Source organism: Phytopseudomonas straminea, assembly GCF_900112645.1.
GTDB lineage: Bacteria > Pseudomonadota > Gammaproteobacteria > Pseudomonadales > Pseudomonadaceae > Aquipseudomonas > Aquipseudomonas straminea.
Map to the genome: position 1 here is coordinate 45,064 of NZ_FOMO01000010.1, position 22,502 is coordinate 67,565.

The following is a 22,502-nucleotide window of genomic DNA, read 5'->3' on the forward strand; positions in this document are numbered from 1 at the left end:
CCCTTCACCACTCATCCGCCCATCAACTCAATTACGTGGAGACCTGCCATGGCAGCCCGCTCGTACCTGTTCGTCCCCGGCGACCGTCCGGAACGCTTTGACAAAGCCTGCGCCGCTGGCGCCGACGTGGTGATTCTCGACCTTGAGGATGCCGTCACGCCCGACCGCAAGGCCGAGGCGCGCGAGGCCATTGGCAGCTGGCTACAGGCCGGCGGCCGCGCCTGGGTGCGCGTCAATGGCAGTGATACCGAGTGGCACCTTGATGACTGTGCGCTGCTGGAGATGCCTGGTTTGCTCGGTGTATCGCTGCCCAAGGCGGAAAGCGCTGACCAGCTCGCCGCGCTAGCCGAACGCCTGCCCGAGCCGTTGCGGATTCTGCCGATCGTCGAGAGCGCCCGTGGCGTGTGGAACGCCGAGCAAATCGCCGCCGCGCCCAAGGTGCAGTGCCTGGCCTTTGGCTCTGTGGATTTCCAGGTCGACACCGGCATTCTCGGCGACGGCGAAGAACTGCTGTTCGCCCGCTCGCGCCTGGTGATTGCCTCGGCTTTGGCACGCATCGGTGCGCCGGTAGATGGCGTGACACTGGATCTGGCGAATCTCGACTTGCTCGCCCGTGACGTGCAGCGCGCCCGCCTGCAAGGTTTTGCCGGCAAGCTCTGCGTGCATCCCAAACAGGTTGCGCCGATCAATGAAGGCTTCCGGCCTGCCGAGCATGAGGTGCAGTGGGCGCGCCAGGTGCTGGACACGGTGGCAAACCACAGTGGCGTCGGCGCCATCAGCCTGAACGGCAAGTTGATCGACCTGCCGGTGATCCTGCGCGCCGAGCGTATTCTGGAAAATCTCGCCTGAGCGCTGGAGACTCGACCATGCCTGCTTCGCTTTCAGCCAATACCCAGGCCCGCCAGCACCTGCTCGATATGGCCCGCCAGCTGTTCGCCGCCAGGGGCTTTCATGCGGTCAGCCTGCGCGAACTCGCGCAGGCGGTGGGGCTGCAGGCGGGGTCGCTGTACAGCCATATCCACAGCAAGGAAGCGCTGCTGGAAGAACTGATCGAAGAGGGTTACGAGCAGCTGATCGACAGCGCGCAGCTTCGCTTGCGGCGCGTCGAGCCGGGTAAGGCGCTGGCGGCTTTCCTTCGCCATCATCTGACCTTCAAGTTCGAAAACTCGGATTGGTATGTGCTCGCATCCCTCGAGAGCCGCCACCTCAACGGCGAGGCCCAGCACGAGTTGCAGGCGCTTAAAGTCGACTACGCAGCGCTGCTCGAACGGCTGCTGAAGGCGCGTCTGGCGGGGCGCGGCGAGAGTCGCCGCGTGGCCGCGGTGGCCCGTCAGACGCTGTGCCTGCTGGATGGCCCGCCCGATAGCGACGGTATGAACCTGGATGACTGGATCGAGGATCTGGAGCGCCTGCTAGTCGATCGACTACGCCGCTAGTGGGCACTTGTGAGCGGCGACGCTGTTCAGTGCTCCGGCAGGTTGGCGAAGATGCTCGCCAGCACCTGATTGAGCTTGCGCAATTGCGCTTCGGTCAGGCCTTCAAAGCTCTTGTGGAACAGCTCGTCGGTGAGCTCGTGCATGGCGAAGAAGGCCTTGCGCCCGGCTTCCGTGAGGGCGACCTGGGTAACGCGGCCGTCCTGAGCGCTCTGGCTGGTTTCCACCAGACCGTCGTCCTTCATGCGGTAGACGATCTTGGTGATAGTCGACAGCTTGGCCACGGCGTGTTCGGAAATTTCCGAAATGCTCGAATTGTCGTTTTCGAACAGGATGTTGAGCACGCGCCAGCGCGGAATGTCGAGGTCGATGCGCTTGAGCAGTTTTTCCATGGCCAGGGAGTAGCGGCCGTACACGCGCGCCAGCCAGTAGAAGGGAAATTCTTCCTTGTGGAAATCTTCGCTGGCGGGGTTGTAACGGCTGCGGCGTTTCTTGGCGCTGGACATGAATGGGCTGCTTTATGAAAGTCGACGGGCAATCATAGACATTTCTACTAAATCCGGCACCCGCCGGGCTGCGCGTCAGGGTGACGCATTTTTGCAGCCTTGCAACCTTCCGCGCTTTTTGTGCCGGGCGGCTGCAGTGTGCGGCCGGACGAATGATTCAGGCTTGTCATTGCCTGCCAGAAACTGTGCTCTACCAGCCGCTGTAGCAACGCAGCGGCTCAGCTTTGCTGGGTCTGCACCCGGTAGTCGCGCGGCGAGACGCCGTACTGGCGCTTGAATGCCCGGGAGAAATGCGCCGAGTCGGTAAAGCCCCATTTGTAGGCGATGGTGGTGATGCGCAGGCTGTCGTCGAGCAGGTCGCGGGCGCTGTATTCCAGGCGCTGGCGCTGCACATAGCGGCAGATGCTGTCGCCGTCGATTTCGAACTGCCGGTACAACTGACGTACCGAGATGTTCAGGCGCGCGGCCAGCTCGGTGGGCGAGGGCGCGTGGGGCAGCGACTCCTGAATCAACTGCTCGGCCATGCGCCGCAACGGGCGGCCGCGCGGGGTATCGGTCTGGTCCTGTAGGCAGGGCTGCAGCAGGCTGATCAGCGCATTCTGCACGGCGGCGCCATCTTGGGCATCGTGCTTGTATTCGTCCTGAGGCGCAGCGATCTGCGTCAGCATGCTGGCCAGCACGCGACCACTGAGGTTGCCGTGCTGCACCTTGCCAAAGCGTTTGGCGCGGGCCGGCAGTACGCGGTCCAGGGTGCGTCGGCACAGGTGTACAGACAGCTGATGCACCAGGCCCTGGGGGCACATTTCGAAGGTTTTTGCCGAGTCCAGCAGGGCGATATCGCCGGGCTGCAACACGAACTGCTGCTGGTCATGGTTGATCGCCATGACGCCCTCGCGCTGCATCACCAGAAAGTAGAACTGATCTTCGCCGCGATCCTGATTGGCGTGTTCGCGGCAGATCGACCGGGCGTTGACGTGGATGTCGGCAACGCTCAGGCCGCCCAGGTCGCGATGGCTGATATCGCCGATGAATTCGCTGTGCGCACGCTGGGTAACGAAACGGCCACACACGGCGCTGACGGCCTGGTTCCAGTAATCGAAATCGTGGGTTTTCTGCACGTTCAAGGTGCACCTCGAGGGCTTCTTCTAATCGTTATAGTGCGTAATTGTGCAGAAACTGCACACATTACTAATCACGAGAATATTCAAGCATTTCTCGGGCCAGAAATCGTGACTGATGCCACCGTGGTTGCGGCTGGAGTGCGCGGCAGAGTACGCGCGCATGGTGAGTGGAGGCGTTGAGCGAGGCGCCTTTCGTGCCGGGTGCAATCAGCTAGGCAAGGCCGGAGATTGTCCCGGCCAGTCTATTCAGCGGTTCTCCCGCTAGATTCGCTTCGAGGTTGCTGGATGAATGAGAAGCGTGCGTGCAGTGCCTCAGTCCCCAGCAAACCTCCAGCCTCGCCGGACAGCTATTTGTCCGCTGCCGGCGCCTGGAGCCAGATCCTCAGAGTGGAATGGCGATGTTCAACCAGAACTTGTCACCTTCGGGGCGGTTCTGCACATCGAACTCGTGTTGATAGTGGCTCTGGATATTCACGCCGTTCGCCGCGGTGTAGGTCAGCTGCGGGCCCAGGCCGATGGCGCGGCCCTTGAAGTCGCCGAATACCGCGCCCTCGCCGCTGTCACCGCTGATCTGTTTGTAGGCATAGCCACCCAGGCCCACGCCCCAGTTGCCAAAATGCTTGGCGACGACGAAATCGGCATGCAGCTCATTGCCGGAGCGGTAGTCGGTGTCACGGTTCTCGTAGTTGTGGTCGAACATGGTTTTCATCGAGAACTCGTAGCCGGCCGCGTTGCGGTAGGTGAAGGCGAACAGCGGTTCGAGGGTGACGTAGTTGCGGCCGATATTGGCCAGTTCGTTCTTGTCGTAACGGCCGGTGGGCAGGTAGATGTCCATGCCGACGATCCAGTGCCAGTTGCCGCTGTGCCAGCCGATGGCGAGCGGGTCGAAGATGAAGTCGCCCATGCCGGCGCGGCTTTGCCGGCCACCAGCACCCAGGTTGACGTCCACGTCGGCGGCGACCAGAAACGCATGCATCGCCCAGTTGCCACCGAGGATCTGTTTGTCGGTGACGTGGATCGCGCGAAGGATGGTGGCGGCGGTGCTGACCTTGAAGTCGTCGAATGCCGGGTTGTCATTGGCGAATTTATCGGCGCTGTAATAAGTGTTGTAGCTGACCAGATAGGTGCCGGGCGGCGGCAGTGCGCCGGTCATGAAGCCCTCGCTGCCATTGGCGTAGGCGCCACCTCCACCTTCGGTGGCCAGGGCGTTTTGGCCGAGGGCGAGCAGGCTAAAGAGGCCGGGAACGATCAGGTGCTGTTTGGAGAGAATGCGCATGAAAAGGAGTTCCTCGAGCTGATGTTCAGGCGAGCGTCAGCCTTGGCGCACGGTTGGCACCAAAGCTGATGGGGGCAGTCAGGAGCGGCTGGGTTCGACTAGCGAAGCGCTGTGGGCGCCGAGCAGCTGAGTGAGATCGAGCGTCTGCGCAGCTGGCGCATCGAGTGCCAGGGGCGCCTTGCCGAGAATGAAGTCGGCGCCGCGCTCACCCAGCATAATGGCCGGCGCATTGGTGTTGCCGCTGGCGATCTGTGGGCACACCGAGAGGTCGACCACCCGCAGGTTGGGCACGCCGTGCACGCGCATCTGCAGGTCGACCACCGAGTCGCTTGGCTCGATGCCCAAACGGCAGGTGCCGCCTGGGTGGTAGACGGTCTTGATGGACTTGCGCACGAAGGCTTCGATACCGGCGGTGTCGCGCCAGTCGATGTTTTCGGGTGCGGTGATCTTCTTGATCAGGTTGCGCAGCGCCGGCTGCTGCATGAGCCTGAGGCCTGCCTGCACGGCACGAATCTGGCCTTGCAGATCCTCCGTGTCGCCCAGGTAATTGGGGTCGATCAAGGGCAAATCGGCGGGGTCGGTGCTGCGCAGGCGCACCTCGCCACGGGCCTTCGGGCGCAGGTGGCCGACCTTGACGGTAAAGCCGTGCTCGGCGGCCGGGGCGACTTCGCCCGGTGTGTTGTCGAAGTTGTCCATCACCGGCAGAAACATGAACTGGATGTCCGGGCGGCCAACACCCTGAGTGTCGATGAAGCCGCCGCCTTCGAGAATGTTGCTGGTCAGCAGGCCACTGCGAAACGCCAGCCACTGCGCCATGTGCTTGATGCCGCGCAAACCCTTGTCTTCGCCGAGGATGCTGTTGGGCTCGTGGGTGGCGGCGTTGAGCGACAGGTGCAGGTGATCGTGGAAGTTCTTGCCAACCGGCAGGTCGACGAGCGTCTCGATACCGTGCTCGGCGAGATGCTCCTTGGGGCCGACACCGGAGAGCATGAGAATCTTCGGGCTGCCGAAGGCACCGGCGCTGAGGATCACTTCCTCACGGGCATTGACGGTAGTGGGTGCGCCGCCTTTCTCGCTGAAGATCACACCGGTGGCGCGGCCGCGTTCGATCACCACCTTGTGCACCAGGGCGTCGGTCACCACGCGCAGCCTGCCGCTGTCGCGCACCGACTTCAGGTAGGTGCGCGCGGTGCTGGCGCGGGCGCCGTTGCGGGTGGTGGTCTGGTAGAAGCCGACGCCTTCCTGAGACGCGCCGTTGAAGTCGTTGACGTAAGGCAGGCCCATTTCCTGGCCGGCACGCACGAATGCCATCGTCATCGGGTGGCGATAGCGGTTCTCGCTGACCGGCAGCGGGCCATCCTGGCCGTGGTATTCGCTGCCCAGGCTCTCGTTGGCCTCGGCCCGCTTGAAGTAGGGCAGTACGTCGCGGTAGCCCCAGCCCGGGCAATTCCAGTCGCTCACCCAGTCGTCGTAATCCTGCTGCTGACCGCGGATGTAGATCATCCCGTTCACCGAGCTGCCGCCGCCGAGCACCTTGCCCTGGGCGATGATCATCTCGCGGTTGTTGCAGTGCTTTTGCGGCACCGTCATGTACGGCCAGGATTTTTGCTGGAACACCTGCACCACGGTGGCCGGCATGGTGTGGAAGGGGCTGCTGTCCTTGCCGCCTGCCTCCAGCAGCAACACGCTGCCGGCGCTTTCCTGGATCAGCCGGGCGGCCACTACGCAGCCTGCCGAGCCTGCACCGATCACGATGTAGTCATATTCCTTCATGGGCGAATCTCTCTCTGCTGGCCCGCTCAGCGGGTTATGCAGATCATTCAAACTGCTACGGCCAAGTAAAAATTGTTCCTCGCAGTCAGTTTTTTGCACCTGCTTGCCAACCGAAACCCGCCGCGGGTGTAAGGGTTCACCAGGGTAGCGCGCGCTCGGCGCGCAGCTTGCGCACCATGGCGGCGAAGAAGGTGTCGGCGAAGCCGCTGTCGCGGATCAGCATGGCGGTGAGATCTGCGCATTTCTCGGCGACGCCTTCTTCCAGCGGGTGGTCCTCGCCACCCAGGGCGCCGGCGGCGCACTGGTTCTCGGCGGCGCGCTGCACGGTCCAGAGCAGGAAGAAGGTCTTCTCGATGCTGCTCTCGCCCACTGCGATGCCGTGGTTGCGCAGCACCAGAATGTGCTTGTCGCCGAGGCTGTCGATCATCCGCGTCTTCTCGTCATCGAACAGGGTGATGCCTTCGAAGGTGTGGTAGCCGATGCGGCCGTAGAGCTGGGCGCCGTAGAAGTCATCATGGGTAAAGCCGCGCTTTTTCTGCACCACGGCGGAGATCGGCGTGGTGTGGGTGTGGATTACGCATTGGATGTCATCGCGGGCGCCGTGCACGGCGCTGTGCAGGGCGAAGCCGGCCGGGTTGCCATGGTAGTCCGAGGGCTCCAGCTTGTTACCGTGCAGGTCGACCTTGAGCAGGTTGGACGGGGTGATTTCGCTGTAGTTGAGGCCGAATGGATTGACCAGGTAGTGGTGCGCCGGGCCGGGCAGGCGCGCGGAAATGTGGTTGAAGATGGTCTCGGTCCAGCCGAAGTAATCCACCAGGTGGTAGCAGTGGGCGAGCTTGACGCGCAGCGCCCATTCTTCTTCGTTGCAGTGGGCGGGCTTGCCGGTAGTGTGAGTGGTGTTCATGGAGTGGCCTCCTGAGTCAGTGAGCGGTTGGCTGTTCGCCGCGAAAGCGCGCCAGTGTGAGAATGTCCTGGGTGACCGGCATGCCGAGCCCCTGGTAGCCGGCGAGCTCGATTACCGCATCGCCAATGGCGGCCAGCTCCAGTGGGCGACCGTGCCCGTAGTCCTGGAGCATCGAGGTGCGCACCGCGCCCATGTCGGCGCCCAGCTTCATGAAGGTCTCTGGGTCGAAGGCGATGCGCGCGCCGTAGGCGGCGGCGATCAGCAGGGTTTCCTGGATGATCTTGGCGACCACGCCGCGCAGGTCGGCGCGGCCATACAGCTGCTCCAGGGTCGCGCCGGTGATCACCGACAGTGGGTTGGAACTGAGGTTGGCGATGATCTTGGTCCACAGCGGATCACGGATATGCTCGCTGGCGCGGGCTTCGATACCGGCCTGCTCGACCAGGGCGCGAACCCAGTGCAGGCGCTCGCTGAGGCGCCCATCCGGCTCGCCGAGAATCATCAGGTGCGGGTTGTCCGAACGAGCCACGCCGGGCGCCTCGCTCTCGGCGGTGATGAACACCACACAGCCAAGGATCCGCTGCAGATCGAGTGCCGCACTGAGCGCGCCGTCCGGATCGACGGCCTGCACCTGGCGCCCGGCGAAACGCCCGGGCAGGCCATGGAAGTACCACCAGGGCACGCCGTTGACCACCGGCACCACCACGGTTTCAGGGCCGATCAGTGGCCCGAGCGTGGGCAGCAGGCCGGCCAGCGCTGGCGCTTTGGTGCAGATGAAGATCAGGTCCTGCTCGCCCAGTTCGGCGGTGCTGTGGCTGGTGTTCACAGGGCTGTGGTGGCTGCCGTCGAGGTCAGTCAGGCGCACGCCGTTGTCACGCAGCGCCGCCAGGGTTTGCCCGCGGGCCAGCACATTGACTGGCTGGCCGCTGGCACCGAGCCGTGCAGCCAGGGTGCAGCCGATGGCGCCGGCGCCGACGATACATACGCGGCGGTTGGTGGGTGATGACATGGCGATTCCCTTTGGCCAGTGTGTTGAAGTGAGTGGCGCCGAGGGTCTGTACGAAAAGTCTCCGAGCGAAGGTCAGGCGAGGCAAAAATCGGTGAGGACGCGGAGTTTACGAGCTGTAAATGAGCAGTCCGAACCGATTTTTAACGAAGCATCACCGAGCGCAGGTACTTTTCGTACAGAGCCTAGCCGGCGAGCATTTCCTGATGCTTGCTCGCCAGCCCCAGGTAGGCCTCGATCACCCTCGGGTCGTCGGCCAGTTCGGCGGCCGGGCCCTGCATGGCGATCTGTCCGGTTTCCAGCACGTAGGCGTAGTCGGCCACGCGCAGGGCGGCGCGGGCGTTCTGCTCCACCAGGAGGATCGACACGCCCTGGCGACGCAGGTCGGCGATGATCCGGAAGATCTCCCGGGTGATCAGCGGCGCCAGGCCCAGGCTCGGTTCGTCGAGCATCAGCAGCTTGGGTTTGGCCATCAGCGCACGGCCCACGGCGAGCATTTGCCGTTCGCCACCGGACAGGGTGGCGGCCAGTTGTCCGCGGCGCTCGTGCAGGCGCGGGAACAGGCCATAGACCTCGCTCAAGGTCTTGCGCCAGTCACGGTCGCCCTGGCGTACGCGCTGGAAGGCGCCGAGCTGCAGGTTGTCCTCCACGCTCATGCTGTTGAACAGCTCGCGCTTTTCCGGCACCAGGCCCAGGCCACGGCCGACCAGCACCTCGACTTCCGGAACGGCCTCCAGCGTGCCATCGAAGTTCACCTGTCCGCGGGAGCCGAGCACGCCCATGATCGCCGACAGCAGGGTGGTCTTGCCGGCGCCGTTGGGGCCGATCACCGTGACGATCTGGCCTTCGCCGACGCTCAGGCTGGCATTGCTCAGCGCCTCGACCTTGCCGTAGGCCACGCACAGGTCCTTCACCTCGAGCAGGGTGTTACCGGGTTGGTTGCTCATCGTCTTCACTCCGCTCCGCCCAGGTAGGCTTCCAGTACCGCCGGGTTTTTCTGCACTTCGTCCGGCAGGCCTTCGGCGATCTTCTGGCCGAATTCCATCACCACCACGCGATCGACCAGGCCCATCACGAAGTCCATGTCGTGCTCTACCAGGAGGATCGCCATGCCTTCGCCGCGCAGCTTGCGCAGCAGGTCGGCGAGCGCCTGTTTCTCCTTGTGGCGCAAGCCGGCGGCGGGCTCGTCGAGCAGCAGCAGGCACGGGTCGGCGCACAGCGCGCGGGCGATTTCCAGGATGCGTTGCTGGCCCAGCGCCAGGCTGCCGGCTTCTTCGTAGAGGTAGTCGCCGAGGCCGACGCGCTCCAGCTGACGGCGCGCTTCACGCAGCAGTTCGGCTTCCTCGCCGCGCTCGCTGTGCAGCAGTGCCGGCACGATGCCCTTGTCGCCGCGCAGGTGGGCGCCGATGGCGACGTTCTCCAGCACGCTCATGGTTGGCAGCAGTTTCACGTGCTGGAAGGTGCGGCTCATGCCGAGGCGGGCGATGCGCCGCGAGGCGATGCCGTTGATGCGCTGGCCGAGGAACAGCACGTCGCCTTCGGTGGGGTAGTCCACTCCGGAGATCTGGTTGAACAGCGTGCTCTTGCCGGCGCCGTTGGGGCCGATCAGGGCGAGGATTTCGCCAGCGTGGATGCTCAGGTTCATGCGGTCGTTGGCCACCAGGCCGCCGAAACGCTTGGTTACCTCGCGGGCTTCGAGAATCAGCTCGCCGCTCGCTGGTAACTGCCGCCGCGGCAACTCTGGCGGCTGTTCATCGGCCTTGGGGGCACCGCCGCCCTGGCGCCAGCGGGCTGGAGTCAGGCGTACCAGCAACGGCCACAGGCCACCCGGCGCGCGCTGCATGAGCAGCACGATCAGCAGGCCGAAGACGATGGTTTCGTAGTTGCCCTGGCTGCCCAAAAGCATCGGCAACCAGTCCTGCAGCCACTGCTTGAGCAGGGTCAGGATGCCGGCGCCGAGCATGGCGCCCCACACGCTGCCCACGCCGCCGATCAGCGCCATGAACAGGTACTCGATGCCCATGTGCAGGCCGAACGGCGTGGGGTTCACGAAGCGCTGGTTGTGGGCGTACAGCCAGCCGGAAAGGGCGGCCAGCAGCGCCGAGATGACGAAGATCACCATCTTGGCGCGGAAGGTATTCACGCCCATCGACTCGGCCATCACCTGGCCGCCCTTGAGCGCGCGGATCGCCCGGCCTTCACGGGAGTTGAGCAGGTTCTGCACCAGCAGCATGGCCAGCAGCAGGATCACCCAGATCAGGTAGAACATCTTCCAGCCCTTATCCAGCACCAGGCCGAACAGTGAGATGGGCGGCAGGCCGCTCATGCCGGTGTGGCCGCCAAGGCCGTCCAGGGTGCCGAACAGGTAATAGAGGGAGATGCCCCAGGCGATGGTGCCCAGCGGCAGGTAATGACCGGAGAGCTTCAGGGTCAGGGCGCCGAGCAGCAGCGCCACCGTGGCGGTCAGGGTGATGCCGCCAGCCACGGCGAGCCACCGGCCCAGGCCAGCCAGGCGGGTAGTTGCTCGGTGGCGGTCAGGTAGGCGCTGGTGTAGGCACCGAGGCCGACGAACGCCGCCTGGCCGAAGCTGGTCATGCCGCCGACGCCGGTGAGCAGCACCAGGCCGAGCACAACCAGGGTGTACAGGCCGATGTAATTGAGCAGGGTGATCTGGAAGGTCGGCAGCGCCAGAGGCGCGATGCCGAGCAGCAGGACGAAGGCGAACAGCAGGGCGCGCAGGTTCATTCTTCTTCCTCCACGTGACGGCTGGTGAGCGAGCGCCAGAGCAGGAACGGAATGATCAGGGTGAACACGATCATCTCTTTATAGGTACTGGCCCAGAACATCGAGAAGGCTTCGATCAGGCCGACCGCCAGGGCGCCGAGGGCGGCCACCGGGTAGCTGACCAGCCCGCCGATGATGGCGCCAACGAAGCCCTTGAGGCTGATCACGAAGCCGGAGTCGAAATACAGGGTGGTGATCGGCGCGATGAGAATCCCCGACAGCGCGCCGATGAAGGTCGCCATGGCGAAAGTCGCCTTGCCCGCCAACGTCGGCGAGATGCCCATCAGCCGTGCGCCCATGCGGTTCACCGCAGTGGCCCGCAGCGCCTTGCCGTAAATGCTGCGCTCGAAGAACAGGAACAGGCCGATGATCAGCGCCAGGGACACGGCGATCACCCACAGCGTCTGGCTGTTGAGGGTCACCGGGCCAAGCTCCAGGCCGGCTTCGGAGAACGGCTGAGTCCGCGCGCCCTCCGGGCCGAACAGCAGCAGGCCGACGCCGACCATGGCCACGTGCACGGCGATGGAGACGATCAGCAGCACCAGCGGATGGGCGCCGGCCACTGGCTGGAAGAACAAGCGGTAGATCTGTGGGCCCAGCGGCACCACCAGGGCCAGGGTCAGCAGCGCCTGCAGGGCCATCGGCAGCTCGGCCAGTGGCAGATTGCGCACCAGCAGCACCATGGCCACGGCGTACAGGAGCTTCACCGGCACCCAGCGCGGCAGGCGGAAGGCGTGGCTGCTGCGCAGCGCACCGATCAGGTCGAGGCTGCAGTCGATCAGGGTCAGACCGAGCAGCAGCCACACCAGCGCGGTCGGCTGGCCGGCCTGCAGGGCGGCCATGGTCAGCGCGCCGTAGGTCACGTATTCACCCTGGGGGATCAGCAGAATCCGGGTCACGGTGAACACCAGAAGAATGGAGAGCGCCAGCAGCGCGTAGATCGCGCCATTGGTCACGCCATCCTGGCCGAGCAGCAGGGCTATCTGAAAATTCATGGGGGCAACATCCTTCGCATGCAGGGCTGGGCGCGCGCGCGATGAGCCCCGACCCGCAGGCCGGGGCGCATCTGACGGCGAGCGTGTTACCGGTGCCGGGCACCGGTCGGGGTTACTTGAGCAGTACCCACTTGCCGCCTTTCACGGTGATCAGCTCACGGCCGCGCACGTCGAAGCCGCTGTGATCCTCCGCGCTCATGTTGTACACGCCCTGGGTACCGGCCAGTTCGTGGGTGCTTTCCAGTGCATCGCGCAGGGCGGCGCGAAACTCCGGGGTGCCCGGCTGGCCTTTCTTCAACGCGCTGGGAATGGCGTTTTCCAGCAGCAGGCCAGCGTCATAGACGTTGGCGCCGAAGGTCGCCGGCGCGCTGCCGTTGAGCTTGGTGTAGTCGTCGATGTACTTGCGGGCCACGGCCTTGGACGGGTGATCGTCCGGCACTTCGTCGATCACCAGCATCAGGCTGGCAGCGAGGATGGTGCCCTCGACTTTGCGCCCGCCGAGCTGCAGGAAGGCCGGCAGCGCCGCGCCGTGAGTCTGGTAGACCTGGCCCTTGTAACCCTGATCGACCAAGGTGGTTTGCGGCATCACCGCCGAGCCGCCGGGTGCGGCGATCAGCACGGCGTCCGGGCGCTGGGAAAGCACTTTCAGGCTCTGCCCGGTCACCGAGGTGTCCTGGCGCTGGAAGCGCTCGTTGGCGACGATCTTGATGCCGTTCTTGGCGGCCAGGGCGCTCATCACCTTGCCCCAGTTTTCGCCGTAGGGGTCGGCGGTGCCGATCATCCCCAGCGTCTTCACGCCATTCTTGACCATGTGTTCGGTCAGCGCCTCGGCGATCAGCTCATCGTTCTGGGTGGTCTTGAACACCCACTTCTTCTGCTCGTTCATCGGCAGCACCACGGCGGCGGTGCCCACCGGGGCGAGCAGCGGCGTGCCCGACTCGGCGGCGAACTGGATGACGCCCATGGCGTTGGGCGAGCCGCTCGGGCCGATGATGGCGTCGACCTTCTCCTCGTCGAGCAGCTTCTTGAAGGCCTTTACCGTGGCGGTCGGGTCGCTGCCGTCATCGAGCGCGACGTAGCGGATGGCTTCGCCGCCGGCTTCGCTCGGCATCAGCGCGATGCTGTTCTTCTGTGGAATCCCGACCAGCGCGATGGGCCCGGTCGAGGAGCTGATAACGCCGATCTTCACGTCGGCCTGAGCCGTCATCGACGCGCAGAGCGCGCCCAGTAGCAGGGTGGACACAGCTTTCTTGAACAGCATGTCGTACTCCGGGGTGCAGGGCTAATAACGGGCTCAACAGCCGTACCGCGGGGGTAGGGGTATCGCCTTCTCGTAATGGGCTCGGTGGTCTCACCGGCATAGCGCAACCAGTGAACAGCCGGCGGTGCAGCTGAGGGCGAAATTGCAGGTTGCATGCCAGAAATTTTCGGGTGGGGTTGGCGCGGGGGCGTTTGGCCTACAGCCAGGGCGGCCTGCAGAAGGAGGATTTGGCGTAGCCGGAAAACCTAACCGAACGCAGCAAAGCCGGGGGCTTGAGCATCCATTTTTCGGGTCTTTTTTACATTGAAAAAATGAGATTTATTCTGTGTTTTTAGGGGCGCAAATTTTTTCTATCAGTGCCGATTTTATGATTTTTATTTTTGATCAAAAAATAGGCAGGTAACACCGTTGGTGTTGCTGATCTTGCTCGTTTTATAAAATAAATTTCTGTTTTTAAAGGGTATTTTTCATATTTTTCAGAAAAATGTTGGTTTTCGAAGCGTTACCAAAATGCACGCACTTGGTGCTTTTTAGTGGAAAAGTGCACCAAATTACTCATCAATTAATTTTGAATATTCAATTGACAATTCACGTAATTCTGACGATTTTAGATTTACGCGAATCGGCAGCGCTGGCTGCCCGACGCAACGTTCAAGTAGGTGAGTGACATGCAGATGGTCATCGAGCACATGAAGCTGGGCGGCGCCGGACTGACGGTAATGGTCAAGGACACCATCGATATCGCCGGCTACCCGACCCGCGCCTCCAGCCGTGCCCTGCACGATGCCGCGCCGGCCGAGCAGCATGCGGCGGTGGTCGAGCGCCTGCTGGCTGGCGACTGCCAGATCCTCGGCAAGACCGTGTTGCATGAACTGGCCTACGGCACCACCGGCATCAATGCCTACGCCGGCACCGCGGAAAACCCGCGCTACCCCGGGCGCATTCCCGGGGGCTCATCCAGTGGTTCGGCCGCCGCCTTAGCTGCTGGCCTGTGTGATTTCTCCCTGGGCACCGACACCGGTGGTTCGGTACGCATTCCCGCCTGCTGCTGTGGCGTGTTCGGTTTCAAGCCGACCTTCGGCCGTATCGACCGCCGCGGCACCATGCCCGCCCAGACCAGCCTCGACTGCATCGGGCCGTTCGCCCGCAATCTGTCGACGCTGAGCCAAGCCATGGCTGTGATCGACCCGACATTCGGGCCGGCGCCCGAGCTGGGCGACATCACTATCGGCGTAATTTCCGTACAAGCTGCCAGCGACATTCAGGACACCCTCGATGCGCTGCTCGACGCCAGCGACCTGCCCCTGGGCCGCGTCGAGCTGCCCGGCCTGCAGGGCGCCTATGACGCCGGCATGGTGGTGATCAACCGGGAAACCTGGAACGCCTGCGGGCATTTGCTCGCCACCGGCCTGGTCGGCGCCGATATCGCCGGCCGTCTGGAAGCAGCCGGGCAGACCAGCGACGCCGCCCTGGCGACTGCCGAACAGGTGCGCGAGCGCTTCACCGCCGAAGTGGACGCTGCGCTGGAGCGCTTCACCGTGCTGGCGCTGCCGACCATGCCCGATTACCCGCTGCGCCTCGAAGAGGCCGCCGACACCCGCGCGGTGCTCGGCATGACCGCTTTCGTACGTCCCTTCAACCTGTCTGGCCACCCGGCCCTGAGCATTCCCTTCGAAGGGCAGGCCGGGCTGCCGGTGGGGCTGCAACTGATCGCCGCCAAGGGCGCCGACGAACTGCTGCTGGCAGTCGCTGGCGAGCTGCTGCGGCGTCTCGATTCCAACCTCCTGTGATCCCGGAGCCTGTCATGAATTCGCTCAATCTGGCCGGCAAGCCGCCCGCCGCTCCCATTACCGACAGCCAGGCCTTCAAGGACCTGCTGGCCGATATCAAGCAGCGTGGCCGTGCCGGCGAGTTCGACCGCCTGGGCCATATCGCACCGGACGTGATCGAGTCGTTCAAGGCCGTTGGCGTGTACCGCGCCCTGGTGCCGCGTCGCTTCGGTGGCGACGAACGTTCGCCTGGCGAGTTCTGCGCCATGATCGAGGAGATCGCCAAGGCCGACGGCTCCGCCGGCTGGGTCGCCAGCTTCGGCATGAGCCCGGTCTACCTGGCCTCGCTGCCGCTGGAAACCATCGAGCAGGTGTATGCCGATGGCCCGGACGTGGTGTTCGCCGGCGGTATCTTCCCGCCACAGCCGGCTGACCCGGTGGAAGGCGGCTTCAAGGTCAACGGCCGCTGGAAGTATTCCAGCGGCTGCATGGGCGCCTCGCTGGTCGGTATCGCCCCGAAGAACGGCGACAAGCTCGACCTGCCGCGCTTCGCGGTGATGCCGCAGAGCAAGGTGCGCATCGACCAGACCTGGGACACCGTCGGCCTGCTGGGTACCGGCAGCCACGACCTGGTGGTCGAGGACGTGGTGGTGCCCGAGGCCTGGACCTTCGTGCGCGGCGGCCCGGCCAACCTCGACGAGCCGTTCTTCCGCTACCCGTCGCTGTCGTTCGCCACCCAGGTTTTGTCCGTGGTCGGCCTGGGCGTGGCTCGCGCCGCGCTGGACGAGCTGCGTGACATGGCCGCCGGGCGCATCTCGGTGACCGGCGCACCGGCAGTAGCCGACCGTCCGCTGGCCCAGGTCGAGATCGCCAAGGCCGAGGCCGCCCTGCGCGCCGCCCGCTGCTTCTTCTACGAAGCCATCGACGATGTCTGGCAGCTGGTGCTCGCCGGCGAGCCGCTGCCGGCGGAAAAGATCAACCTGCTGCGCCTGTCCTCGACTCACGCCGTACGCGTTGCCGCTGAAGTGGCACGCACCGCGCAGATGCTCTCGGGCATGACCGGCGTCTACAACAGCAGCCCGCTGGCGCGTTTCGTCAACGACGCCCAGGTGGTGACCCAGCATGCCTTCATGGGCGACGTCACCTACCAGAACGCCGGCGCCATCTTCTTCGGCAAGCAACCCTTGCCGGGCTACCTCTGACCTTTCCCGGAGCCAAATCATGAGCGAGAAAAAACCACTGCGCGTGCTGTTCTGCATGGGCATCAACCAGAACTTCTTCGACGCCGCCCGTGACGAGCAGCTGGAAGTCTGGGCCGCATTCAGCGCCATGTGGAACGGCATCCACGACCTGCCGGGCGTGACCGTGTTCGGCAACATGGACGACGACCAGAGCATGGTCGGCCCGAGCAGCGGCTACCCCTGGACCACCTACCTGCTGGCCGACGTGCCGGACCTGGAAACCGTGCACGCCGCCTGCAACCTGTTGCGCACCACCGCCGTGGGCAGCGGCCCTTACAAGCTGTGGCGCTACGTGAAGATCGAGGCCCGTACCGGCCGCGAACTGATCATCCAGCGCGCGTGAATGCCATGTCGACCATCGCCGAACTTCACGCCCGCCTCGCTCGCTTCGAAACCGAGCATGCCGTGCGCGCCTGCATGAACCGCTACATGGTGCTGTGCGACGCCCTGGATGCCAGCACGCCGCTGGACGAACTGGCCGGCCTGTTCACGCGTGAGGCCGTGTGGGAAGGCAAGGGCGCCAAGTACGCCGCGAGCTTCGGCGGCTACCGCGGCCGTGAAGCGATTCGCGCGATGTTCGCCACCTACATGAAAACTCCGACGCACTTCGCCCTCAACGTGCACTTCCTGACCAGCGAGCTGATCGAGGTGCAGGGCGAGGGCGCGACCGGCAGCTGGGTGATGTTGCAGACCTCGACCTTCGCCAGTGGCGCTTCGCACCTGAATGCGGCGCGCCTGACCGTCCGCTTCGCCGAGGAAGAGGGGCAGTGGCGCATGGCGCATTTCCAGACCGAGAACCTGTTCAGTCGCCCTGTCAGCGCCTGGAACAGCGAGGCGCAGCTGCCGGTGCCGAACAAGGCGGCCGAATGACCCGAGACTTTTTTGCAGTCGGCCAGATAAGCCGACCAGGAGCCAACCGTGAATAACATGATCGATGTCGTGAATCTGCAATGCGACCCCGCCGAACTGGTCAAGGCCGACCGCGTGCACACCTCGCTGTACACCGACGCCAAGCTGTTCGACGCCGAGATGGAAAAGATCTTCTACAGCACCTGGGTGTGGGTCGCCCATGAGAGCGAGATCCCGGACGCCGGCAGCTACAAGAGCACCTTCATCGGCAAGCAGCCGGTGATCGCCGTGCGTGACCGCAAGAAGCAGGTTCACGTGCTGCTCAACCGCTGCCGCCACCGTGGCGCCACCGTGTGCGAACACAAGAAGGGCAAGACCAACAGCTTCGTCTGCCCGTACCACGGCTGGGGCTACGCCCTGGACGGTTCGCTGCGCGGCATTCCGCACCCGGACAGCTACGGCGAGTGCCTGGACAAGAGCGAGCTGCCGCTGGTCAGCCTGCGTACCGAAAGCTACGCCGGGATGATCTTCGCCACCTTCAAGGACGACATCGAGCCGCTGGTCGACTTCCTCGGCCCGGCCAAGAAGTGGATGGACCTGTTCATGAAGCAGGGCGCCGGCTACGGCATCAAGGTGCCGGGCGAACACCGCTTCCGCTTCCCGGGCAACTGGAAGATCCAGCTGGAAAACACTACCGACGCCTACCACTTCCCGCTGGTGCACAAGTCGTTCCTGCACTCGGTCGACCAGCAGACCATGGACATGCTCGACTTCGTCGACGGTTCCGGCTACGTCGAAGACCTGGGCAATGGCCACAGCGTGATGGTGATGATCCCCGATCTGATCGACCTGGAAGCCAACCTCGACGCACCGATCCCCACCCGCTTCGAGAGCCTGGCGCAGGAGCTGCGTGACGAAGGTATCGAGGAGCAGCAGGTGCGCCGCATCGTGCGTGCGGTCGGCGGCTCGGGTTTCAACCTCAACCTGTTCCCCAACGTCGCCTGTTCGATGGCGTTCTTCCGGGTGCTGCAGCCGATCTCGGTCAACGAAACGGAAATCCATCACTCGGTGATCACCATGGACGGCGGCCCTGCCGTGGCCAACCGCTACCGCCTGCGCCTGCACGAACACTTCCAGGGCCCGATGGGCTTCGGTACTCCGGATGATTCCGAGGCTTGGGAGCGCGTGCAGAAGGGCGCCAGCGCCGGCGAAGACCTGTGGATCATGCTCAACCGCGGCCTGCCCGGCGAGAAACCCAGTGAAGACGGCCTGGTCAGCGACGTATCCGCTGAAACCGGCATGCGCGCTGCCTACCAGCAGTGGAAAAAGATGATGTCGGCCTGAGCGACGGAGAACCGAAAATGAATCTGCAATTGCTGCAAGAAGTCACCGCTTTCATCTGGGCCGAAGGCGACATGCTCGACCACAACGAGTACGACACCTGGCTGGCGCTGTGGGCCGACAAGGGCACCTACATCATCCCCATCGACCCCAAGGAAGAAGACTTCGAGAACACCCTCAACTACGCCTACGACGACGCCCATATGCGCCAGTTGCGGGTGCAGCGGTTGATCGGTGGCGAGTCGATTTCCACCAGCCCGCAGCCACGCACCGTGCGTTCGGCGTCGAACTTCCGGGTGCTTTCCGAGGAAGGCGACCAGGTGCGGGTGCGGTGCTCCCAGCACCTGCGCGATTTCCGCAAGGACTCGCTCAAGCACTACAGCGCCGACCTGACCTATGACCTGGTGCGCAGCGGCGACAGCTTCAAGATCCAGCGCAAGCTGATCCGCCTGATCAACTCCGACGATACCCTCGCGGGCATCGGCTACATCCTCTGAGGGCCTGACCATGACGCAGATCGCACTGGTCACCGGCGCCGCTCAGGGCTTGGGTCTGGCCATCGCCAGCCGGCTGTTCGCCGCCGGCTATGCGGTGGTGATCACCGACCTGTCGCCCGAGCGCGCCCAGGCGGCAGCCCAGGGCCTGGACGCCAGTGGCGAGCGGGTGCTGGCACTCAAGCTCGACGTTGGCAGCAAGGCTGATTTCGAGGCCGCGCTGGCCGCCACCCTGGCTCGCTTCGGCGCCCTGCACGTGGTGGTCAACAACGCCGCGATGACCATGGCCACGCCGGTCATGCAGATCAGCCCGGACGAGTTCGATCGCGTCATGAGCCTCAACACCCGCAGCGTATTCGTCGGCTGCCAGGTGTTCGGCGCGCACATGGCCAAGGCCGGCTACGGGCGCATCGTCAACATGGCCTCGCTGGCAGGGCAGAACGGTGGCACCGCCACCGGCGCGCATTACGCCGCGTCGAAGGGCGCCATCGTCACCCTGACCAAGATCTTCGCCAAGGAACTGGCCGCCGGCGGCGTGACCGTCAATGCCATCGCGCCGGGGCCGATCGACTCGCCCATGGTGCACTCGGTGGTATCGGCCGAACGCATGCCGGGCATGCTCGCCAACATCCCGGTAGGGCGTCTGGGCGATGCGGATTTTCTCGGCGACCTGATCGTGCAGCTGGCACGTCCGGAAGCCTATTTCACCACCGGGGCGACCTGGGATGTGAACGGCGGCTTGTTTATGCGCTAAGCGCTGGACCAACCCATACGACGGCCGAAACAACGACCGCCTTTACCTTGACGTGCAATGCGGGTGAACCCGAGATGACTGAACAACTCCTGACGGTGCAAGTGCACAAGCGCCAGCTGCAGGGCGACGGCGTCGTCGTCCTCGACCTGATTCCGGTGGGCGGCGCCACGCTGCCGGCGTTCGACGCCGGTGCCCATGTGGATATCCACATCGCCCCTGGCCTGGTGCGCCAGTATTCGCTGTGCAGCGACCCGGCCGACCACGCCGTCTACCGTCTCGGGGTACTCAAGGACCCCGCTTCGCGCGGTGGCTCGGTAGGCGTGCACGACACCTTGCTCGAAGGCTCCGAGGTGCAGATCAGCGCGCCGCGCAACCTGTTCCCACTGGCCAAGGCCGCCAGGCGTTCGATCCTGCTCGGCGGCGGCATCGGCATCACCCCGATGATCGCCATGGCCTACGCCCTGCACGCCAGGGGCGAGGATTTCGAGCTGCACTACTGCGGCCGTTCGCGCAGCCGCAGCGCCTTCCTCGAGCAGCTGCAGAGCGTCGCCTTCGCCGACCGCGTCTTCACTCATTTCGATGACGAAGCGCCCGAGCAGAAGCTCGACATGGACGCTGTGCTCGGCCAGGCCGAAAGCGGTGTGCACATCTACACCTGCGGGCCGACCGGGTTCATGGAGTGGGTGATCGGCGACGCGCTCAAGCGTGGTTACGCGGACGATCACATTCACCGCGAATACTTCCAGGTGGAGGTCGACAACAGTGGCGCCAGCTTCGAAGTGGTCGCCGCGCGCAGCGGCAAGAGCGTGCAGGTCGCTGAAGGGCAAAGCATTCTCGACGCCCTGGCGGATGTCGGCATCAAGATCGAGATTTCCTGCGAGCAGGGCATCTGCGGCACCTGCCTGTGCGACGTGCTCGAAGGCGAGCCGGACCACCGCGACGTGTACCTCACCGACGACGAGAAAGCGGCCAACGATCAGATCCTGGTCTGCTGCTCGCGCGCCAAATCCCCAAAACTGGTTCTGGACATCTAGGAGAACGGACATGGTCGACGTAACCGGATTCCGCAATGCCATGGCCCGTCTCGGCGGCGCCGTTTCTGTCATCACCACCGACGGCCCGCACGGGCGCTTCGGCTTCACCGCCTCGGCGGTGTGCAGCGTCACCGATTCACCACCCACCCTGCTGGTGTGCATGAATCGCGCGTCCACTTCCAACGCGCACTTCAAGAACAACGGCGTGCTTTGCGTGAACGTGCTCAGCGCCGCGCTGCAGGATATTTCCGGGGTGTTCTCCAACCGCGAGATGAACTCCGAGCAGCGCTTCGCCGCCACCTCGTGGACGACCCTGGAAAGCGGCTCGCCGGTGCTGGAAGAGGCGCTGGTCAACTTCGATTGCCGTATCGCCCAGGTCCATGAAGTCGGTTCGCACAGCATCTTCTATTGCGAGGTGCTGCACATCAAACAGGGCGACGCCGAAGAAGGCCTGATGTACTTCAACCGCGCCTACCACCGCCTCTGCGAGTCTTCCAAAGCCGCGTTCTAAACCGTTTCAAGCCTACAAAAAGCCTGGCGCTGCGGCGCCGGGCACGGGCCTTCTCACGCCCGTTTTGCGGATAACCGCGCCGTTCAGAGCGCCCGCAAATTCACTGCCACTGTTGATCTGCTCATACCTACAAGACCCCGGCTCGCCGGAAACAAAGGAGCATCACATGCACCCCAGCACTTCCCCGCTTGCGCGCGCACTGAAAAAAGTCGGCCTGATGGGCGCCGTTCTCGCCCCGATAACCGCCCAGGCGGATCTGGTCGACGACAGCCACCTCAAGGTGGACATGCGAAATTTCTACCTCAACCGCGACTTCACCAACAGCGACGCGCCGGCCTCCAAGGTCGGCAGCTGGTCTCAGGGTTTCGACCTGCAGTTCGCCTCCGGCTACACCGACACGCCGATCCAGTTCGGTGTCGACGTCAATGCCCAGTACGCCATCCGCCTGGGCTCACACGGCGATGACGGCACCCTGCCGATGGATTCGAGCAGCGGGCGCACCGCCAGGGACTACAGCCGCGCCGGCGCCACGCTGAAGATGAAGTATTCCAAGACCGAGCTGAAGGTCGGCGACATGCGCCCCGAGCTGCCGGTGGCCTGGCACGACCCGAGCCGCCAGCTGGACACCATCTACCAGGGCGCCGTGCTGGAATCCAAGGAAATCAGCGGGCTGACCCTGACCGGCGGGCGCTTCTGGTCGGCGGTTACCCGCGAGTCGTCCAACCACGAGAAATTCTACAAGTTCGGCTCCACCGACAACCTCGACAGCGACCGCGGCATGGATTTCGGTGGTGCCACCTGGGACATCACCAAGAACTTCCAGGCCAGCTACTTCCACGCTGTGGTGCACGACATCTACCGCCAGCACTACGTCGGCTTCGCCCACACCGCCGACCTGGGCGGCGGCTTCGGCCTGCGCACCGACGCACGCTACTTCGACAACAAGGAAAACGGCGACGCCCTGAACGGCGAGATCGACAACCGCGCCTTCTCCGGCGGCTTCACCCTGACCAAGGGCGGCCACAAGGCGAGCATCGTCTACCAGCGCATGTTCGGCGACAGCATGTTCCCGACCCTCAACGGCTACATCCCGCAGTTCTACCTGCTGAACTGGGCCAACCAGCCGTTCATGCGCCCGCAGGAGCGTTCCTGGGGCATCGGCTATGGCTACAACTTCGCCGAGCTGGGCCTGCCGGGCCTGACCTTCAGCAGCCGCTTCATCAAGGGCAGCGACATCGACCTGGGTCGTGGCGTGAAGGGCGCCGAGAACGAGCGCGACCTGGCCCTCAAGTACGTGGTGCAGAGCGGCGCGCTCAAGGGCGTGGGCATCGAGTGGAAGAACTACCTGGTGCAGCAGCACGACTTCGGTAACGACTTCAACGAGAACCGCCTGTACGTGACCTACACCTGGAACGTTTTCTGAGGCCCCACGGCGCGGCGCCCGCCTGGG

Annotated in this window: 23 protein-coding genes; 12 read left to right on the forward strand and 11 right to left on the reverse strand. The window is 64.3% G+C overall.

Annotation, left to right across the window (positions count from 1 at the left end; genetic code table 11):
- Positions 1-48 precede the first annotated feature (48 nt).
- The gene (locus BM279_RS19735) at positions 49-849 is read left to right on the forward strand and encodes an HpcH/HpaI aldolase/citrate lyase family protein (protein ID WP_093506586.1); all 801 of its coding nucleotides are present in this window, start codon (positions 49-51) and stop codon (positions 847-849) included.
- Positions 850-866: 17 nt separating this feature from the next.
- Entirely contained in the window at positions 867-1,436 is a 570-nt protein-coding gene (locus BM279_RS19740; RefSeq protein ID WP_093506588.1) for a TetR/AcrR family transcriptional regulator, read from the forward strand.
- A 26-nt stretch (positions 1,437-1,462) separates the two neighbouring features.
- Here the strand turns inward: BM279_RS19740 and BM279_RS19745 are convergent, their stop codons facing one another.
- The 11 genes from BM279_RS19745 to BM279_RS19790 all read right to left on the reverse strand — a co-directional run bounded on the left by BM279_RS19745 (position 1,463) and on the right by BM279_RS19790 (position 13,059).
- On the reverse strand, positions 1,463-1,939 hold the full coding sequence (locus BM279_RS19745; protein ID WP_093506590.1) for a MarR family winged helix-turn-helix transcriptional regulator: 477 nt from the start codon (positions 1,937-1,939) through the stop codon (positions 1,463-1,465).
- A gap of 218 nt (positions 1,940-2,157) precedes the next feature.
- A complete protein-coding gene (gene feaR / locus BM279_RS19750) occupies positions 2,158-3,057 on the reverse strand; it encodes a transcriptional regulator FeaR (RefSeq protein ID WP_244154196.1) in 900 nt (299 codons plus the stop codon).
- A 385-nt stretch (positions 3,058-3,442) separates the two neighbouring features.
- Complete coding sequence (locus BM279_RS19755; RefSeq protein ID WP_093506594.1) at positions 3,443-4,336, reverse strand: SphA family protein; 894 nt, start codon at positions 4,334-4,336, stop codon at positions 3,443-3,445.
- A 78-nt stretch (positions 4,337-4,414) separates the two neighbouring features.
- The gene (locus BM279_RS19760; protein WP_093506596.1) at positions 4,415-6,109 is read right to left on the reverse strand and encodes a GMC family oxidoreductase; all 1,695 of its coding nucleotides are present in this window, start codon (positions 6,107-6,109) and stop codon (positions 4,415-4,417) included.
- 136 nt (positions 6,110-6,245) lie between these two features.
- Positions 6,246-7,013 carry a class II aldolase/adducin family protein gene (locus tag BM279_RS19765; protein ID WP_093506598.1) on the reverse strand — a complete coding sequence of 256 codons (768 nt, stop codon included), beginning with the start codon at positions 7,011-7,013 and terminating at the stop codon, positions 6,246-6,248.
- Positions 7,014-7,029: 16 nt separating this feature from the next.
- The gene (locus BM279_RS19770) at positions 7,030-8,022 is read right to left on the reverse strand and encodes a ketopantoate reductase family protein (RefSeq protein ID WP_093506600.1); all 993 of its coding nucleotides are present in this window, start codon (positions 8,020-8,022) and stop codon (positions 7,030-7,032) included.
- Positions 8,023-8,204: 182 nt separating this feature from the next.
- A complete protein-coding gene (locus BM279_RS19775; RefSeq protein ID WP_093506602.1) occupies positions 8,205-8,966 on the reverse strand; it encodes an ABC transporter ATP-binding protein in 762 nt (253 codons plus the stop codon).
- A gap of 5 nt (positions 8,967-8,971) precedes the next feature.
- Positions 8,972-10,504 (reverse strand): branched-chain amino acid ABC transporter ATP-binding protein/permease, encoded by a 1,533-nt coding sequence (locus tag BM279_RS19780; protein WP_244154194.1) that lies wholly within the window; start codon positions 10,502-10,504, stop codon positions 8,972-8,974.
- Positions 10,483-10,764, reverse strand: coding sequence for an ABC transporter permease subunit (locus tag BM279_RS23615; RefSeq protein WP_244154195.1), 282 nt, complete (start codon positions 10,762-10,764; stop codon positions 10,483-10,485). The genes BM279_RS19780 and BM279_RS23615 overlap by 22 nt, the downstream gene beginning before the upstream one ends.
- On the reverse strand, positions 10,761-11,798 hold the full coding sequence (locus BM279_RS19785) for a branched-chain amino acid ABC transporter permease (protein ID WP_093506604.1): 1,038 nt from the start codon (positions 11,796-11,798) through the stop codon (positions 10,761-10,763). Before BM279_RS19785 ends, BM279_RS23615 begins: the two co-directional genes overlap by 4 nt.
- A gap of 112 nt (positions 11,799-11,910) precedes the next feature.
- Positions 11,911-13,059, reverse strand: coding sequence for an ABC transporter substrate-binding protein (locus tag BM279_RS19790; protein WP_093506606.1), 1,149 nt, complete (start codon positions 13,057-13,059; stop codon positions 11,911-11,913).
- Positions 13,060-13,727: 668 nt separating this feature from the next.
- Between BM279_RS19790 and BM279_RS19795 the strand changes: the two genes are divergently transcribed.
- The 10 genes from BM279_RS19795 to BM279_RS19840 all read left to right on the forward strand — a co-directional run bounded on the left by BM279_RS19795 (position 13,728) and on the right by BM279_RS19840 (position 22,475).
- Positions 13,728-14,849 carry an amidase gene (locus BM279_RS19795; protein WP_093506608.1) on the forward strand — a complete coding sequence of 374 codons (1,122 nt, stop codon included), beginning with the start codon at positions 13,728-13,730 and terminating at the stop codon, positions 14,847-14,849.
- A gap of 14 nt (positions 14,850-14,863) precedes the next feature.
- A complete protein-coding gene (gene iacA / locus BM279_RS19800) occupies positions 14,864-16,030 on the forward strand; it encodes an indole-3-acetate monooxygenase (protein WP_093506610.1) in 1,167 nt (388 codons plus the stop codon).
- Positions 16,031-16,049: 19 nt separating this feature from the next.
- Positions 16,050-16,412: an IacB protein gene (locus BM279_RS19805; RefSeq protein ID WP_093506612.1), complete on the forward strand. Its 363-nt coding sequence runs from the start codon at positions 16,050-16,052 to the stop codon at positions 16,410-16,412.
- A gap of 5 nt (positions 16,413-16,417) precedes the next feature.
- Positions 16,418-16,939: a nuclear transport factor 2 family protein gene (locus BM279_RS19810; RefSeq protein ID WP_208604552.1), complete on the forward strand. Its 522-nt coding sequence runs from the start codon at positions 16,418-16,420 to the stop codon at positions 16,937-16,939.
- Between the two features lie 57 nt (positions 16,940-16,996).
- On the forward strand, positions 16,997-18,262 hold the full coding sequence (locus tag BM279_RS19815) for an aromatic ring-hydroxylating oxygenase subunit alpha (protein ID WP_425272700.1): 1,266 nt from the start codon (positions 16,997-16,999) through the stop codon (positions 18,260-18,262).
- 17 nt (positions 18,263-18,279) lie between these two features.
- Complete coding sequence (locus BM279_RS19820; RefSeq protein ID WP_093506618.1) at positions 18,280-18,756, forward strand: aromatic-ring-hydroxylating dioxygenase subunit beta; 477 nt, start codon at positions 18,280-18,282, stop codon at positions 18,754-18,756.
- A gap of 10 nt (positions 18,757-18,766) precedes the next feature.
- Complete coding sequence (locus tag BM279_RS19825) at positions 18,767-19,507, forward strand: SDR family NAD(P)-dependent oxidoreductase (RefSeq protein ID WP_093506620.1); 741 nt, start codon at positions 18,767-18,769, stop codon at positions 19,505-19,507.
- Between the two features lie 74 nt (positions 19,508-19,581).
- Positions 19,582-20,541, forward strand: coding sequence for a PDR/VanB family oxidoreductase (locus tag BM279_RS19830; protein WP_093506622.1), 960 nt, complete (start codon positions 19,582-19,584; stop codon positions 20,539-20,541).
- Between the two features lie 10 nt (positions 20,542-20,551).
- On the forward strand, positions 20,552-21,052 hold the full coding sequence (locus tag BM279_RS19835) for a flavin reductase (RefSeq protein ID WP_093506624.1): 501 nt from the start codon (positions 20,552-20,554) through the stop codon (positions 21,050-21,052).
- Between the two features lie 166 nt (positions 21,053-21,218).
- Positions 21,219-22,475, forward strand: a complete 1,257-nt coding sequence (locus BM279_RS19840; protein WP_093506626.1) for an OprD family porin — start codon at positions 21,219-21,221, stop codon at positions 22,473-22,475.
- Positions 22,476-22,502 lie beyond the last annotated feature (27 nt).